The 14,909-nt window shown below is 53.6% G+C and carries 13 protein-coding genes and 1 pseudogene; 11 read left to right on the top strand and 3 right to left on the bottom strand.

What is annotated here, in order from left to right:
* Positions 1 to 321 precede the first annotated feature (321 nt).
* From ACJ9Y9_RS12280 to ACJ9Y9_RS12235, 10 genes and pseudogenes are all read left to right on the top strand, one after another.
* Positions 322 to 1,323 carry an LLM class flavin-dependent oxidoreductase gene (locus ACJ9Y9_RS12280; RefSeq protein WP_028018876.1) on the top strand — a complete coding sequence of 334 codons (1,002 nt, stop codon included), beginning with the start codon at positions 322 to 324 and terminating at the stop codon, positions 1,321 to 1,323.
* Positions 1,320 to 2,441 carry an amidohydrolase gene (locus ACJ9Y9_RS12275; RefSeq protein WP_028018877.1) on the top strand — a complete coding sequence of 374 codons (1,122 nt, stop codon included), beginning with the start codon at positions 1,320 to 1,322 and terminating at the stop codon, positions 2,439 to 2,441. Before ACJ9Y9_RS12280 ends, ACJ9Y9_RS12275 begins: the two co-directional genes overlap by 4 nt.
* A gap of 16 nt (positions 2,442 to 2,457) precedes the next feature.
* Positions 2,458 to 4,721 (top strand): annotated as a pseudogene (locus ACJ9Y9_RS12270) (NtaA/DmoA family FMN-dependent monooxygenase).
* 9 nt (positions 4,722 to 4,730) lie between these two features.
* On the top strand, positions 4,731 to 5,240 hold the full coding sequence (locus tag ACJ9Y9_RS12265; protein ID WP_028018880.1) for a GNAT family N-acetyltransferase: 510 nt from the start codon (positions 4,731 to 4,733) through the stop codon (positions 5,238 to 5,240).
* A gap of 9 nt (positions 5,241 to 5,249) precedes the next feature.
* Entirely contained in the window at positions 5,250 to 6,176 is a 927-nt protein-coding gene (locus ACJ9Y9_RS12260) for an amino acid ABC transporter permease (RefSeq protein WP_028018881.1), read from the top strand.
* Positions 6,160 to 6,933, top strand: coding sequence for an amino acid ABC transporter ATP-binding protein (locus tag ACJ9Y9_RS12255; protein WP_407226109.1), 774 nt, complete (start codon positions 6,160 to 6,162; stop codon positions 6,931 to 6,933). The genes ACJ9Y9_RS12260 and ACJ9Y9_RS12255 overlap by 17 nt, the downstream gene beginning before the upstream one ends.
* A 9-nt stretch (positions 6,934 to 6,942) precedes the next feature.
* Positions 6,943 to 7,830, top strand: a complete 888-nt coding sequence (locus ACJ9Y9_RS12250) for an ABC transporter substrate-binding protein (RefSeq protein ID WP_028018883.1) — start codon at positions 6,943 to 6,945, stop codon at positions 7,828 to 7,830.
* 49 nt (positions 7,831 to 7,879) lie between these two features.
* On the top strand, positions 7,880 to 8,497 hold the full coding sequence (locus tag ACJ9Y9_RS12245) for a glutathione S-transferase family protein (protein ID WP_028018884.1): 618 nt from the start codon (positions 7,880 to 7,882) through the stop codon (positions 8,495 to 8,497).
* A gap of 37 nt (positions 8,498 to 8,534) precedes the next feature.
* Positions 8,535 to 8,765: a tautomerase PptA gene (gene pptA / locus ACJ9Y9_RS12240; RefSeq protein ID WP_028018885.1), complete on the top strand. Its 231-nt coding sequence runs from the start codon at positions 8,535 to 8,537 to the stop codon at positions 8,763 to 8,765.
* Between the two features lie 183 nt (positions 8,766 to 8,948).
* On the top strand, positions 8,949 to 9,950 hold the full coding sequence (locus tag ACJ9Y9_RS12235) for a Kdo(2)-lipid IV(A) acyltransferase (protein ID WP_028018886.1): 1,002 nt from the start codon (positions 8,949 to 8,951) through the stop codon (positions 9,948 to 9,950).
* A gap of 47 nt (positions 9,951 to 9,997) precedes the next feature.
* Here the strand turns inward: ACJ9Y9_RS12235 and ACJ9Y9_RS12230 are convergent, their stop codons facing one another.
* Entirely contained in the window at positions 9,998 to 11,683 is a 1,686-nt protein-coding gene (locus tag ACJ9Y9_RS12230) for an NAD-dependent malic enzyme (RefSeq protein ID WP_028018887.1), read from the bottom strand.
* Positions 11,684 to 11,715: 32 nt separating this feature from the next.
* Positions 11,716 to 12,663, bottom strand: a complete 948-nt coding sequence (locus ACJ9Y9_RS12225; protein WP_028018888.1) for an AEC family transporter — start codon at positions 12,661 to 12,663, stop codon at positions 11,716 to 11,718.
* Between the two features lie 408 nt (positions 12,664 to 13,071).
* Between ACJ9Y9_RS12225 and ACJ9Y9_RS12220 the strand changes: the two genes are divergently transcribed.
* On the top strand, positions 13,072 to 14,397 hold the full coding sequence (locus ACJ9Y9_RS12220) for a 2-hydroxycarboxylate transporter family protein (RefSeq protein ID WP_028018889.1): 1,326 nt from the start codon (positions 13,072 to 13,074) through the stop codon (positions 14,395 to 14,397).
* Between the two features lie 34 nt (positions 14,398 to 14,431).
* Here ACJ9Y9_RS12220 and ACJ9Y9_RS12215 read toward each other — a convergent pair whose 3' ends face one another.
* A complete protein-coding gene (locus ACJ9Y9_RS12215; RefSeq protein ID WP_028018890.1) occupies positions 14,432 to 14,893 on the bottom strand; it encodes a helix-turn-helix domain-containing protein in 462 nt (153 codons plus the stop codon).
* Positions 14,894 to 14,909: the final 16 nt, after the last annotated feature.

Genomic DNA, 14,909 nt, shown 5'->3' with positions numbered 1-14,909 from the left:
ATAAAAATGAAAATAATTTCGAGCGCAGTTTCGTCATCCCCTGCAAATAAATGACATAAGCCAAATTAAAAGCGGGAGATCACCTCCGCGAGGTAAATTAAGATGTCGAAATAGCGTTTCGTTAACAGAATGAAAACGTGATGATTTGCGCGACCCTGTTGGCTCGGATGCGGGCAGAAAAGTGGTTGCACCTCAAAAGTCTTAGTCTTTGCATGGTTTTGGATATCTGATTTCCGGCAAACTAAATGTAAATTAATTGTTTCTCAGTAGTGAAATACGCCTTTAATAATGTCGCCATGTTAAGTCAAACGAGAACGCAACATGTCATGGCGAATCAGCATTCTGGATAAAAGCCCCATCGCTGAAAACGAAACCGCTGCCGATGCACTGGCGCGTACTTTGACGCTGGCGCAACAGGCAGAGAACCTGGGTTATCACCGCTTCTGGATTGCCGAACATCACAACACACCGCAGCTGGCCAGTCCCTCACCGGAGCTGCTGATTGCCTGGATCCTGGGACAAACAACGCGCATTCGAGTGGGGTCGGGCGGCGTCATGCTCCAGCACTATAGCCCGTATAAAGTTGCCGAGAATTTTAACGTTCTGGCCGCCCTGGCGCCGGGTCGCGTTGATCTCGGCGTCGGAAAAGCCCCGGGCGGGCTGCCACTCTCGACCCGCGCGCTGCAGCAGGGTCTGAATCAACAGGAAAAGGGCAGCTTTGCCGAACAACTGGCTCATCTTGACCACTGGATCCGCCCAGAAAACCAGGCTGCGGAAGAGGTTGTTCGCGCAACGCCGCTACCGCCCGTACCTGCACAGGGTTTTCTGCTGGGCGCAAGTGCTGAAAGCGCGCTGCTGGCCGCAAAACTCGACTGGCACTTTGTTTTTGCTGCGCACCTGAATGGCGATCCTGACCTGCTGCGCGAGGTGATCGCCACCTGGCGTGAAAACAGCGTCCGCGACGTGATGGTGGCGGTGCAGGCGATTGTTGCGCCGACGCAGGCTGAAGCGGACGCGCTTGCGCAGAAGGTCGAGGTGTGGGGCGTTGAGCTGGCAAACGGCCAGCGCGTGACCGTCGCCAGCGAAGAACAGGCTTATGCCTTTGCACGTCAGGCGGGCAGCGAACCGGTACGTATTGCCCGTCGGGCCCAGGCTCTGCTGGCCGGTACGGCTGAATCAGTCCTGGAACAACTGAACGCCCTGCATGAACAGTGGGGCATTGACGAATTCATTATTGATACCCCGGTTGCGGATGGCGTTGCGCGCGTGCAGTCCCTGCGTCTGCTGGCCCAGGCGCGGCTTAACAAGGAGGTCACGGTATGAGCTTTGGCGAACAACTGATTGCCTGGCGGCGCGAGCTGCATCAGAACCCGGAATTGTCAGGTCAGGAAGTAGAAACCACCGCACGCCTGCACCAGTGGCTGACAAAGGCAGGCATAACGCCGTTGCCTTACGCGCTGCCAACCGGTCTGGTGGCGGAAATCGGGACCGGTGACAAGCTGATTGCGCTACGGGCAGATATAGACGCTTTGCCGATTGAAGAGCGCAGCGGGGTGCCGTTTAGCTCACAGCGTGCGGGTGTGATGCATGCCTGCGGGCATGATATTCACACCAGCGTGATCCTTGGGGCCGCGTTAAAACTGAAAGAGCGGGAAGCCTCGCTCAACGGCCGGGTGCGAATCCTGTTCCAGCCTGCCGAAGAGAACTTCGGTGGTGCGAAAAGCCTGGTGCGGGCCGGTGCGTTGCGTGATGTCAGCGCGATTTTCGGCATGCATAACGAACCTTCGCTGTCGGTCGGCGAGTTCGCCACCCGTGGCGGGCCATTCTATGCCAACGTCGACAGATTTGTGATTCGCATAACCGGTAAAGGCGCGCATGCTGCCCGGCCACACGAAGGCAACGATGCGATCGTTCTGGCGAGTCAACTGGTGACCGCTCTGCAAAGCGTCGCCAGCCGTAACGTCAATACGCTGGATTCGGTGGTACTGAGCGTTACGCGTATTGCGGGTGGGAATACCTGGAACGTGTTGCCAGAAAGCGTCGAGCTGGAAGGCACACTGCGCACTCATCGTACGGAGGTGCAGCAGAATGTTAAAACCCGCGTGGAAGAAATCGCCGCCGGGTTTGCCAGCGCCTTCAGCGCACAGATTGATATTACCTGGTACGCCGGACCCACCGCGCTGGTGAATGATGAACGTTGGGCAGATTTTGCCACCTCGGTCGCCCGGGAAGCGGGGTATGAGACCCGGCACGCCGAACTGCATATGGGAGGGGAAGATTTTGCCGTCTATTTGCAGCAGATCCCGGGGGCATTTGTCAGCATTGGCAGCAATAGTTCGTTTGGTTTACACCACCCGGCATTTAATCCGGATGAAGCCCTAATTGAGCCGGCTGCCCGCTATTTTGCACAGCTTGCGGAAAAAGCCCTGCAACACGTTTAATTCAGAAGAGGTAAATATGTCTGCAACCCGACAATTGCGGCTGGGGACCATTTTGCATGGTGCATCCGGGAATATGTCAGCCTGGCGCCACCCGGCGGCCACCGCTGATGCCAGTATTAATTTTGAATTTGTAAAAGCGACGGCATTAAAAGCGGAAGAGGGGAAACTCGATTTCTTATTCGTTGCTGATGGCCTTTATATCAACGAAAAATCGATCCCGCATTTTTTAAATCGTTTTGAACCGCTGACGGTATTGTCCGCGCTGGCAAGTATCACCTCGCGTCTGGGGCTGGTGGGAACTTTATCCACCTCTTACAGCGAGCCCTTTACCACGGCGCGCCAGTTTGCCAGCCTTGACCACCTGAGCAACGGGCGTGCGGGCTGGAACGTGGTGACCTCGCCGCTGGAAGGTTCTGCGAAGAACTTTTCCCGCGAAAAGCACCCGGAACATGCCCTGCGTTACCGGATTGCAGACGAGTATCTCGACGTGGTGAAAGGGCTCTGGGACTCCTGGGAAGGTGACGCCTTTGTACGCAATAAAGAGAGCGGTCAGTTTTTTGACCCGGCCAAACTGCATGCGCTGGATCACCACGGTGACTTCTTCCAGGTCGCCGGACCGCTGAATATTGGCCGTACACCACAAGGGCGTCCGATTGTCTTTCAGGCGGGCGCGTCGGATGACGGTAAAAGACTGGCGGCGAAACATGCCGACGCCATTTTTACCCATCACGATACGCTCGACGAGGCAAAAGCTTTTTACCGCGACGTGAAGCAGCAACTGGACACTAACGGACGCCGCACGTCAGATCTGCATATTTTCCAGGGCGTCAGCGTGATTGTCGGAAAAGACGCCGAAGATGTGGAAAACCAATATCAAACGACGGCGGCGCTGGTGTCGATTAATGATGCTTTGAACTACCTCGGGCGTTATTTCGAGCACCACGATTTCAGCCAGTATCCACTCGACGAACCGTTCCCGGATATCGGTGATTTAGGTAAAAACAGCTTCCGTAGTACTACCGATGAAATCAAACGTAATGCCCGGGAGCGCAACTTAACCCTGCGTCAGGTGGCGCTTGAGGCGGCTTCACCGCGCCCGCGTTTTTCCGGTACGCCGGAGCAGGTGGCGGACGGTCTGCAAGCCTGGTTTGAGGATTATGCGGCTGACGGATTCATCATTCAGGGCGGGACGCCGGACACCTTCCCGCGCTTTGTTGACCAGGTGGTGCCCGTTTTACAAGCCCGTGGCCTGTTCCGTACCGAATACCCGGGCACCACGCTGCGCGAAAGTCTGGGCTTAGACGAACCCCAAAACCAGTTCATAAAACAATAAAAGAGAATACCGCTATGCAGAAAACAACGCTTATTCTGGCGCTTGCGCTGGCCTTTACCCCTGCCGTCTGGGCAGAGAATGTGAACATTAACGGTACTGGCGTCAGCATTGAGGCCAATAAAACGCCGATCAACACGACCAAAAACAGTGATGCAGTAGCAAAACTGCCTAAGGATTATCGGTTTGCCGTGCCGGGGAAATTTACCGTCGCGGTGGCAGGGCTGAATCAACCGCCGCTGACGGTGTTTTCAGATGACAACAAAACGCTGCTGGGCAGCGAGGTTGATGTCGCCCGTCTGGTGGCCGACAGCCTGGGCCTGGAGCTGAACGTGGTGCCCACCTCCTGGGAGGACTGGCCGCTGGGCGTGGCCTCCGGTAAATATGACGCGGCCATCAGCAATATCACGGTCACTAAAGCGCGCAAAGAGAAGTTTGATTTTGCCACCTACCGTAAGGATTCCCTCGGCTTCTACGTGAAATCGACCAGCCCGCTGAAGTCGATAGAGAAAGCAGAGGATATTGCCGGGCTGAAAATTATCGTCGGCTCAGGCACCAATCAGGAAGCCATCCTGCTGGCCTGGAATGACGAAAACCTCAAGAAAGGGCTCAAACCCTTTACCCCTGTCTACACCAAAGACGATGCGGCGCAAACGCTGGCACTCCAGTCAGGACGTGCGGATGCCTATTTTGGCCCGAACGTAATAGGCGCGTGGAAAGCGGCGTTAACCGGTAAAACCAAACTGGTGGGCAGCGTCGACGGTGGCTGGCCGAAGGCGGCGCACATCGCGGTGACGCTGAAAAAAGGCAGTGGCCTGGTCGAGCCGGTGCAAACCGCACTTAACGGCGTCATCAAAAACGGTGATTACGACAAAGTGCTGAACCGCTGGGGAGAAGGAGTGGAGCGTATCCCGCAATCTGAAGTAAACCCGGCGGGTCTGGGTGACTAAGGAGGGGCTATGAGCGAACAATTCCGGGATGTGTCACCAGAAGATGCGGATCTTCAACCTGTTATCGAGGGGCTATTTGGAGAATATGCGGCCCGCTACGGTGACTACTTCTCTAAAGACGCTGAAGTGGAACTTACCGAGTGGTACTTAGCGCCGCAGGGGCTGTTCATCGTGCTGGAGCGCGATGGCGAGATTATTGCCACCGGCGCATACAAACCCTTTGACGAGCGTACCGCTGAAATTAAACGTATCTGGACAAATAAATCCCTGCGTCAGCAGGGACTTGCTGGCCGGGTAGTGGCGGAACTGGAGCGCAGGGCGGTGCTGGCCGGTTACAGCCAGATTTACCTCACCACCGGTTTTCGTCAGCCGGAGGCGGTCAGGCTCTATCTCAGCCAGGGGTACCAACCGCAGTTCGATCTCAACCGCAATCCGGAAGAGTACAGTCAGCCACCGTTTGACGGTCGGCTGCGTTTCACCAAAACGCTGGTACGCGAAGCGTTCAGTAAAACCGCATGAGGAACGACGATGAGCAACGTTGAAACCATTAAGGTGGTCCCGGCGCGTTATCCGCTGCGGGCCGTTGGTGCCGCGGTAGCGCTGTTTGTGCTGGCGGTCGTGATTCAGTCCGTAGCCTTTAACCCGCGCTGGGAGTGGGCAGTGTTCGCCCGCTGGTTCTTTGACCCGGTGATCCTTGAAGGTGTAGGGCAAACGCTTCTGCTGACGTTGATCGGCACCGCGCTGAGCGTGGTGATTGGCGGCATGCTGGCCCTGGCGAGACTTTCTTCATCCTGGCTGTTGAGCAGCCTGGCGTGGGGTTACATCTGGCTGTTTCGATCGTTACCGCTGATCGTGGTGCTGATCATCCTGTACAACTTTTCCTATCTCTACGACACACTCTCGCTCGGCGTGCCGTTCACCGGCATCACCTGGGGCAGCTTTGAAACCATCAACGTGCTGGGGCAGTTTTCCACTGCGGTAGTGGGGTTAACCCTCGTTCAGAGCGCCTATACCGCAGAGATTATTCGCGGCGGATTTCTCGGCGTTGACCACGGGCAATATGAAGCTGCCGCTGCGCTTGGTCTGCCTGCATGGCGACGCACGGTGCGCATCATTTTGCCCCAGGCACTGCGCACCATTCTGCCGTCGGGATTCAATGAAATCATCAGTCTCGCCAAAGGTACGGCGATGGTTTATGTCCTGGCGATGCCGGAACTGTTTTATACCATTCAGATGATCTACAACCGTACGCAGGAGGTGATCCCTCTGCTGATGGTGGGGGCTGCCTGGTATCTGGTGATTACCACCGTTTTGTCCGCTATACAGCATGTCGTTGAGCGCGGTCTTGCCCGCAGCGAACGCCGTTCTGCCGTTAATCAGAACCGTGCGGCCAGCCGTACCCGGTCTGTTACCACCGCGCCAGTACAGGAGCCCATCCATGCAAGCCTCTCCTGAAGGACACATTTCCATTACCGGCGTCAGTAAGTTTTTTGGCCGCCACAAAGCGCTCGACAACGTCACGCTTGAGATCCCTCCGGGATCGGTCACGGTGATCCTCGGGCCGTCCGGCTCGGGTAAATCGACCCTTTTACGCACCATTAACCATCTGGAGCGAGTCGACGAGGGTTTTATCCAGATCGATGGGGATTATATTGGCTATCGCCGTCAGGGAGACAAACTCTACGAGCTGAAGGAGAAAGAGATCCTCAAACAGCGTGTCAACGTGGGCTACGTGTTCCAGAACTTCAATCTCTTTCCGCATCTCACGGTGCTGGAAAATTTAATTGAGGCGCCTGTCGCGCATAAGAAACTCAGCAAAAAAGAGGCGGTAGAGCATGCCTGGAGCCTGCTTGACGTCGTGGGTTTACGCGATAAAGCGGATGCCTGGTCGCGTCATCTCTCCGGCGGTCAGCAGCAGCGCATTGCCATTGCTCGTGCGCTGGCGTTACGTCCTCGCGTGATGCTGTTTGATGAACCCACCTCGGCTCTCGACCCGGAGCTGGTGGGTGAAGAACTGGACGTGATCAAAAAACTGGCCCGATCCGGCACTACGCTGGTGGTGGTGACCCACGAGATTGGTTTTGCCCGGGAAGTGGCAGATCAGGTGGTGTTTATGGTCGACGGTAAAATTGTGGAGCAGGGCAGCAGTGACGAGGTTCTAAACCGCCCATCGCACCCGCGAACGCGCCAGTTTCTGTCAAAAGTGCTGTAAGGAGCGCAGATGAAATATGGACTTCTGGCGGGGCTGATCTTTTCGGCTGCCAGCCACGCAAGCTTAGATTTAACAGCAAACGAGCGACCTCTGCCGGTAACGGTCGATCCCCAGGCGGTGGCAAAGATACCTGCGGATTATACGTTCGTTGAACCGGGAACACTGACGGTGGCCATTTCGGCGCTGAACTCTCCGCCGCTGGCGCTGCTTGCCAGCGATAATCGAACGCGGATTGGCAGCGATCCGGATATTGCTCGTCTGCTGGCGGGCAGTCTGGGGCTAAAACTGAAGCTGGTCCCCACGGCGTGGGAAGACTGGCCGCTGGGGATCACCTCCGGGCGCTATGACGTGGCGCTGGTGAATATTGCAGTAACCGAGCAGCGGAAAGAGAAATTTGATTTTGCGACCTATCGCGTCGATTCACTGGCCTTTTCGGTGAAATCCACGAGCGAGATTCAGTCAATCAAAAGTGCGGAAGATCTGGCAGGGAAAAAGGTGATCGTTGGCTCTGGCACGAATCAGGAACGTATTCTGCTGGGCTGGAACGAAGAGAACAAAAAGGCAGGGCGTGAACCTGCGCTACCGGTCTATCTGACCGACGATGCCTCGGGCAATCTCTATATTCAGTCCGGCAGGGCAGATGTCTTTTTTGGGCCGCAGTCGGTGTCGGCGTATAAAGCTGCACTGACCGGCAAAACCCGCGTGGTCGGTTTAGGGCCGAAAAAAGCCTGGGTTGCCACCACGACCAAAAAAGGGAATCAGCTGGTTTATGCTCTGCAAGCCGCACTGGACGGGGCAATTAAGCGGGGAGATTACCAGAAGGTGCTGGCGCGCTGGGGAGAGCAGGGCGAAGCAGTGGATCGCTCCGAGGTCAACCCCCCTGGGATAACCTACTAACCTACTAAAGGTGCTCTACACTTAGGGTTTTTATCCCTGAGGGGGCAACATGATTAAACTCTATGGCGTACCCGGCTGGGGCTCGGCAATCAGCGAAGTGATGCTAACCCTGGCTGATATCCCTTATCAATTTATCAACGTGGACGGGTTTGACCAGCCCGGTCCGCAGCGTGAGCTGTTGCACAAGCTGAACCCGCTGTGCCAGGTGCCCACGCTGGAGCTGGAAAATGGGACCATCATGACAGAAACCGCGGCGATTGCTTTGATGGTACTTGATAAATGTCCCGACCTTGCTCCACCTCCAGAACAGGCCGAACGCCAGCAGTTTCAGCGTTTACTGATCTGGTTTGTCGCCAATGTTTACCCCACCTTCACGTATGCCGATTACCCCGAGCGCTGGGCGCCAGATGCGCCGGAGCAGCTGCAGAAAAATTGCATTGAGTACCGTAAATCGCTCTATCAGTGGTTCGACGGTCAGCTCAAGGCGAGCCCTTATGCGCTGGGTGAACGCCTGACGCTGCTTGATGTGTATATTGTGGTCACGCGCACCTGGGGGCCTCGTCATGAATGGTTTGCCGCGAATACCCCGAAGATAACAGCGATTGCGGATACAGTTACTCAGCTTCCGAAACTGCACAAGGTGTTAAAGGCAAACAATATTATCTGATAACGTGGAACCCTGGCTCATAACTGGAAACCTGCACATGCCACATGTAGATATCAAATGTTTTCCCCGCGATTTGAACGACGAACAAAAAACTGCGCTGGCGGCGGATATTGCCGACGTCATCATTCGCCATTTCAACAGCAAAGACAGTTCCGTGTCGGTTGCGCTGAACCAGGTAGCGCCGGAAGACTGGAAAGCCGAGGTCTGGGATACCGAGATAGGTCCGAAGCTGGATGAGCTGATTAAGAAGCCAGGGTATTCGATGTAAATCTTTTGCCGGGGAGCGGATAAGTTCTCCCCGGCTCAACTTCCCGTTTTTCGCAAAAAACGATAAAAATGCGTTTTGTCTTATCCGCTACACTTAACGTTTCTGACTGACTTATTATTAATCCTTAGGAAAGATCTCCACCAGAATCAATTAAGGACAGATACGTTAAAGGATAATTTTCTGATGACAAAATTACCCCGTTTTTCATTCGCCTTTCTTCATCCCCGTTACTGGCTAAGCTGGGCAGGCATTGCCGCGCTGTGGCTTATCATGCTGCTCCCTTATCCGCTTCTGTTCAGAATTGGTCATGGTCTTGGTCGACTGGCGATGCGCTTGCTTACCCGCCGCGTCGAAATTGCCCGCCGCAACCTTGAGCTTTGTTTCCCGGAGATGAAAAAGGCGGAGCGAGAGTCATTGCTGCAGCGTAATTTTGAATCGGTAGGAATGGGGGTGATTGAAACCGGAATGGCATGGTTCTGGCCTGCGTGGCGGGTTAAGAAATGCTTTACCGTTAGGGGCTATGAGCACATGGAAACGGCGCGGGCGAAAGGTAATGGCGTGGTGCTGGTGGGAATGCATTTTCTCACACTTGAGCTGGGCGCGCGGATATTTGGCATGCTCAACCCCGGTATTGGCGTATATCGTCCTAATAATAATGCCCTGCTGGACTGGCTACAGACGCGAGGGCGTCTGCGTTCCAATAAATCTATGCTCGATCGTCATGATTTAAAAGGCATGATCCGCTCGCTGAAGCAGAATGAAATTTTGTGGTATGCCCCGGATCATGACTATGGCAAAACCAATAGCGTCTTTGTGCCGTTCTTTGCGGTTCCGGATGCCGCGACGACCGCTGGAAGCTATATGCTGGTCAAAAGCGCTAAGCCCGCCGTCATTCCCTTTGTGCCGCGACGCAGGGCGGATGGCAGCGGTTATGAACTGATTATTCTGGAGGATATCAGCGAGGCGTTGCAGGGGGGAGATAAAGAATCTGTTGCGACGCAGATGAACAGAGCGATCGAACAAGCGGTACGCATGGCACCAGAACAGTATATGTGGCTGCACCGGCGCTTCAAAACCCGCCCGGAGGGTGTGCCGGACCGGTATGCGCGCACAAAAGACGTGACGTCCTCCGTTAATATCTTATCCGCTGAAGAGATTTCTGAGCGGTCTGGCATACAGCACTGAGGCAAAAAACCATGCCCTCACTCTTGTGGTGAGGGCATAAATATCCCCTACAGGGCAGACCTGCGATAAGGTGCGTAATCTGCTTGCCACCAGGTCTGCTCGATGCGCGCCAGCAAGATTTCGTTGTCTATCGACGGGGCGACGCCCTGATCAATCGCCGCACGGGCAACGGCGAGGGCAATCTGGCGTGACACCGTTTCAATGCGATCGACCGGCGGCAACAAGCCCCCTTTCTCGGTGGTAACCAGTGGAGACTGCGCGGCCAGGCTGTGGCTTGCCGCCATCAACATCTCTTCCGTCACACGGCGGGCGTTGCTGGCCAGGATCCCTAGCCCCAGACCCGGGAAAATATAGGCGTTGTTACACTGGGCGATGTCGTACTGCTCGTTTTGCCAGAACACCGGGGCAAACGGGCTACCGGTGGCCACCAGTGCGGCACCCTGGGTCCACGCGATAAGATCCTGTGGCTGCGCCTCTGCCCGTGATGTCGGGTTCGAGAGCGGCATGATAATAGGGCGCGGGCAGTGCCGATGCATCTCTTTCACAATTTCTTCACTGAAGAGTCCTGGCTGGCCTGAAACGCCGATCATCACCGTCGGATGTGCATTTTTTACCACTTCCAGCAGGGAGATATTATTGGCTTCTACCTGCCAGTGGCTAATCGCATCACGCGCGGTGAGAAGGTTTTTCTGGAAGTCGAGCAGGTTGGTCATATCGTCGGTCAGCAAGCCAAAGCGGTCGACCATAAAGATCCGGCTGCGGGCTTCGGACTCTGTCAGGCCGTCATCAACCATCAGGGCCACAATTTTTTCTGCTATTCCGCATCCGGCGGAACCGCTGCCCAGGAAGACCACACGCTGATCGCGAATGCGTGTGCCCGCTGCATGGGCTGCCGCAATCAGCGTACCTGCGGTGACGGCTGCCGTTCCCTGAATGTCATCATTGAAGCAGCACAGCTGGTCGCGGTAGCGCTGGAGCAGTTTAGTGGCGTTTTTCTGCGCGAAGTCTTCAAACTGCAGAAGAACATTTGGCCAGCGTGCTTTGACGGTGCTGACAAACATATCCATAAATTCAGCATATTGATCGTCGCTGATGCGCGGATGGCGCCAGCCCATATACATCGGGTCGTCGAGGTGCTGCTGATTATTCGTCCCGACATCCAGCATAATGGGCAAGGTGGAAGCCGGATGGATCCCTCCGCAGGCGGTATACAGCGACAGCTTACCAATCGGGATGCCCATTCCACCGATACCCTGATCGCCAAGCCCCAGAATACGTTCCCCGTCAGTCACTACAATCACTCGAATATCGTTGCGCGAGAAACTTTGCAGCATCTCATCAATACGATGGCGGTTTGGCCATGAAATAAACAACCCGCGTGCCCGACGGTAAATGGTGGAGAAATGCTCGCAGGCTTCACCTACCGTCGGCGTATAGATAATTGGCAATGTCTCTTTCAGGTGCGAGCGTAAGAGATTGTAAAACAGGGTCTCATTGGTATCCTGAATATTACGCAGATACACATGACGGGAAATATCGCTTTTAAAATGACAGAATTGTACCCACGCGCGTTCCGTCTGTTCTTCAATGGTTTCAACGTTGTGAGGCAATAAACCATGCAGGTTGAAATTATCACGTTCTTCTTTTATGAACGCGAGACCTTTATTTAATAATGGGTTTTCCAGCAATACGGCCCCGTTATAGGGAGTGTACAGAACTTCTTTGCGAGACATGGTTAACTCCTGAATTTTTTAAATAAAACAGATTAAGAGATTAAATAGATCATAATGCCTTCAGTCAGTACGCCGACGGCAGTGCCAATTAATATGGAGGATGAGGCAGTATCAATATAGGTGTCGCTGCGTATGGCAAACATACCTGCGGCGATAGCGGAAGGCGTCGCCCCAATAATAACAACCTGCTGGAGTAAGGTATGGCTAAGACCAAATGCGATACCGGCTACGGCCATGATGGCGGGTTGAATGAGGTTTTTAATACTGATATTGGTAAATGTCTGCACATTCAATTTTGGACGTTCACCGTAAAATAACAGGCCGAGAGCAAACAGTGACAGTCCACCGGAGACTTTGCCAACCATCTCAATGGGCATACTGAGAATTGACGGGATCTGTACGCCAGCCAGGCTGAGCAATACACCGGAAACGGGTATCCAGACGATAGGATTACGTGCCGCTTTGATGAGGTTTTGTATCACCATCGCGCCAGGATGCAGCGATTCCAGACCATCATGACTGTTCTTATCTCCCATACGAATCAGGACGATAGTCAACGGGATCATGATAACGCTGGTGATGATATTGCCGATCAGTACGCCAATGAATCCTTCTGGCCCAATCAACACAGCAAGCACGGGTGCCCCAAAGTAGGCCATATCCGGAAAGGCACAAACCAGAGACTGAATGGCACTGGTTTTTATATCGTGACGAAAAACAAAACGTGAAATAAATAATGTCAATAAATACGAACCCATTAAACCGACAACCAGGACCGCCATAAACGTCAGGTTCTTAATTTTGCTCGGGTCGGTATGCAATGCGCCAATAAAAAGATGAAAGGGAAGTGCAAAACGAATCACCACGGTCGCCATAACGTTTGCATCTTCACGTCGGGAATACCCGAGTTTCCCGCTTAACCACCCAAGCAGCATTATAAAGACGAGCGGAAACAGCGACTGTAATAGTAATGAAGGCATAGTATTTCCTGTAGGGTATTTTATGTGTTTTGTTGCAGCGCTAATCTAGCGGTTAGATAGCAGGGTAAGAGTGACAATGGTCACACTCTCTCTGGTTTTATTAATTTCAAAATGATTGCATTAGTTGGATAAGTAATAGGTGTGGCAAAAATTGATTAGGCACAAGAAAACAGCAGTGCTTGCCTTAAATAACTTTAGTTACTTAATGATGAATAAAGTTAATTAACGGGAAAGGGTTGTATTGTTCACACTTCTTTCAGTCCCCGCATGTTATTTTTACACTGAGCCTGTTTTTAGAAAAGGCCACGTAAGTCTTTAATTTATATTTAAGAACATTTATCCGTATTGGAATAATTCCGTGTTTATTCCTTTTCTTTGCATATCCGAACACAATTATCAGGTGATTATATGAAAGATAATCCTGTACCGACTTCTGAGTTGTCGTCCACGCGTTTTGCCTTTGGGCTTTACAATACCGAGGTTGGCGCAGTCCCGTTGATGCTATTCGTCGGGATCGCTGCCATTGTGGCGACCTCTGCCTGGGCAGGCTTGCTGCCGAAAAATATGATCGGCGGACTCGCAGTCATCATGACCCTTGGTTTTGCGTTTGCGAAAGTGGGGCGGCAAATCCCGTTGCTGAAAGACATCGGCGGCCCGGCAATCCTGTGTCTGATGGTCCCCTCCGTACTGGTCTATTTTGGTGTCTTCGAAAAACACACGCTGGATACGGTGCATCTGTTGATGAAAGAGGCAAATCTGCTCTATTTCGTCATCGCCTGTCTGGTGGTAGGGAGCATTCTGGGAATGAACCGGATACTGCTTATCCAGGGGATGATGCGCATGTTTATCCCGCTGGTGGCCGGGACTTTCATGGCAGTACTGAGCGGGCTCATCGTGGGTTCACTGTTTGGCTATACCCCGTACCACACGTTCTTTTTTATCATCGTGCCGATCATTGGTGGCGGGATTGGTGAGGGGATTTTGCCGTTGTCCCTGGCCTATTCGGCAATCCTTGGTCATACGCCGGACGTCTATGTTGCTCAACTGGCGCCTGCCGCGGTGGTGGGGAATATCTTCGCCATTATTTGTGCAGGCTCGCTGGCGCGTCTGGGAATGAAACGTCCTGCATTGTCGGGTAATGGCATGTTAACCCGTAGCAAAGAAGACAGCAGCCTCTTTGCGGGCGCGGACAGTGCTCAGCAGACAGATTTCCATCTGATGGGAGGCGGGTTACTGATGGTGTGCGCATTTTTCATCGTCGGCGGGTTGTTTGAAAAACTGGTACACATTCCCGGTCCGGTGCTGATGATCCTGATAGCCGTATTGTGTAAGTACTTCAAGGTGATCCCGGCTTCAATGGAACAGGGCGCGCACAGTTGCTATAAATTCGTCTCGGCTGCGCTCGTCTGGCCACTGATGATTGGTCTGGGAATGTTATACGTGCCGCTTGAGAGCGTGGTGTCAGTCTTCTCGGTGGGCTACGTGGTGGTCTGTGGTTCGGTGGTGATTGCGATGGCGCTAAGCGGCTATTTTATTGCCTCGCGTCTGAATATGTATCCTGTGGAAGCGGCCATTGTCACCTGCTGCCACAGTGGTCTGGGCGGGACAGGGGATGTGGCTATTTTGTCTGCCTCTAACCGAATGTCGCTCATGCCGTTTGCACAGATTGCCACCCGTATCGGCGGCGCATCGACGGTGATCATCGCCACGCTGCTGATGGGCTGGATTATGTGATGTAGCAGGGGTAAGCCGGGTAACACACCCGGGCTTACCCCTTTGTTGTCGGCACAATCTGAACATGGTTTTGTTTCACCTCATGACCCTGCGCATTAACATAACCAATATGCACCGGATCGCCGCTTTCTTTATCCACCAGGGTTAAATGCGGTGCGGTGTGTAAAACATGTTTGTGTCCCCATTCCATCAAAGATAAAAGCACCGGGGCAAGGGTGCGGCTTTTGTCGGTAAGCTGGTACTCATACCGTTCCCGTGCTCCCTCTTCCCGGTAAGGTATACGGGAAAGCAACCCCAGTTCTGTCATCAACTTTAAACGTGTCGCTAACGTCTGTTTCGTTATTCCGGTATGTATTCGCATGGTTTCGAAACGCGTCACACCGTAAAACGCCTCTCTCAGAATCAACAAAATCCATTGATCGCCCACGATTTTTGCCCCTTCAGCCAGACCGCACAGTTCGGGCGAGAGGTAAGGCAACAATTTATCTTTTGACACAGGATGTTTTCCTTTT

Source organism: Enterobacter sp. CPE_E1241, from assembly GCF_045618265.1.
Lineage (GTDB): Bacteria > Pseudomonadota > Gammaproteobacteria > Enterobacterales > Enterobacteriaceae > Enterobacter > Enterobacter adelaidei.
Note: the sequence above shows the minus strand (reverse complement) of the source record. Positions and strands in the feature narration are given on the sequence as shown.

Excerpts from the sequence above, each read along its gene's own strand:
- ACJ9Y9_RS12280 (WP_028018876.1), top strand. The coding sequence starts at position 322 with ATGTCATGGCGAATCAGCATTCTGGATAAAAGCCCCATCGCTGAAAAC.
- ACJ9Y9_RS12275 (WP_028018877.1), top strand. The coding sequence starts at position 1,320 with ATGAGCTTTGGCGAACAACTGATTGCCTGGCGGCGCGAGCTGCATCAG.
- ACJ9Y9_RS12265 (WP_028018880.1), top strand. The coding sequence starts at position 4,731 with ATGAGCGAACAATTCCGGGATGTGTCACCAGAAGATGCGGATCTTCAA.
- ACJ9Y9_RS12260 (WP_028018881.1), top strand. The coding sequence starts at position 5,250 with ATGAGCAACGTTGAAACCATTAAGGTGGTCCCGGCGCGTTATCCGCTG.
- ACJ9Y9_RS12255 (WP_407226109.1), top strand. The coding sequence starts at position 6,160 with ATGCAAGCCTCTCCTGAAGGACACATTTCCATTACCGGCGTCAGTAAG.
- ACJ9Y9_RS12250 (WP_028018883.1), top strand. The coding sequence starts at position 6,943 with ATGAAATATGGACTTCTGGCGGGGCTGATCTTTTCGGCTGCCAGCCAC.
- ACJ9Y9_RS12245 (WP_028018884.1), top strand. The coding sequence starts at position 7,880 with ATGATTAAACTCTATGGCGTACCCGGCTGGGGCTCGGCAATCAGCGAA.
- pptA (WP_028018885.1), top strand. The coding sequence starts at position 8,535 with ATGCCACATGTAGATATCAAATGTTTTCCCCGCGATTTGAACGACGAA.
- ACJ9Y9_RS12235 (WP_028018886.1), top strand. The coding sequence starts at position 8,949 with ATGACAAAATTACCCCGTTTTTCATTCGCCTTTCTTCATCCCCGTTAC.
- ACJ9Y9_RS12230 (WP_028018887.1), bottom strand. The coding sequence starts at position 11,683 with ATGTCTCGCAAAGAAGTTCTGTACACTCCCTATAACGGGGCCGTATTG.
- ACJ9Y9_RS12225 (WP_028018888.1), bottom strand. The coding sequence starts at position 12,663 with ATGCCTTCATTACTATTACAGTCGCTGTTTCCGCTCGTCTTTATAATG.
- ACJ9Y9_RS12220 (WP_028018889.1), top strand. The coding sequence starts at position 13,072 with ATGAAAGATAATCCTGTACCGACTTCTGAGTTGTCGTCCACGCGTTTT.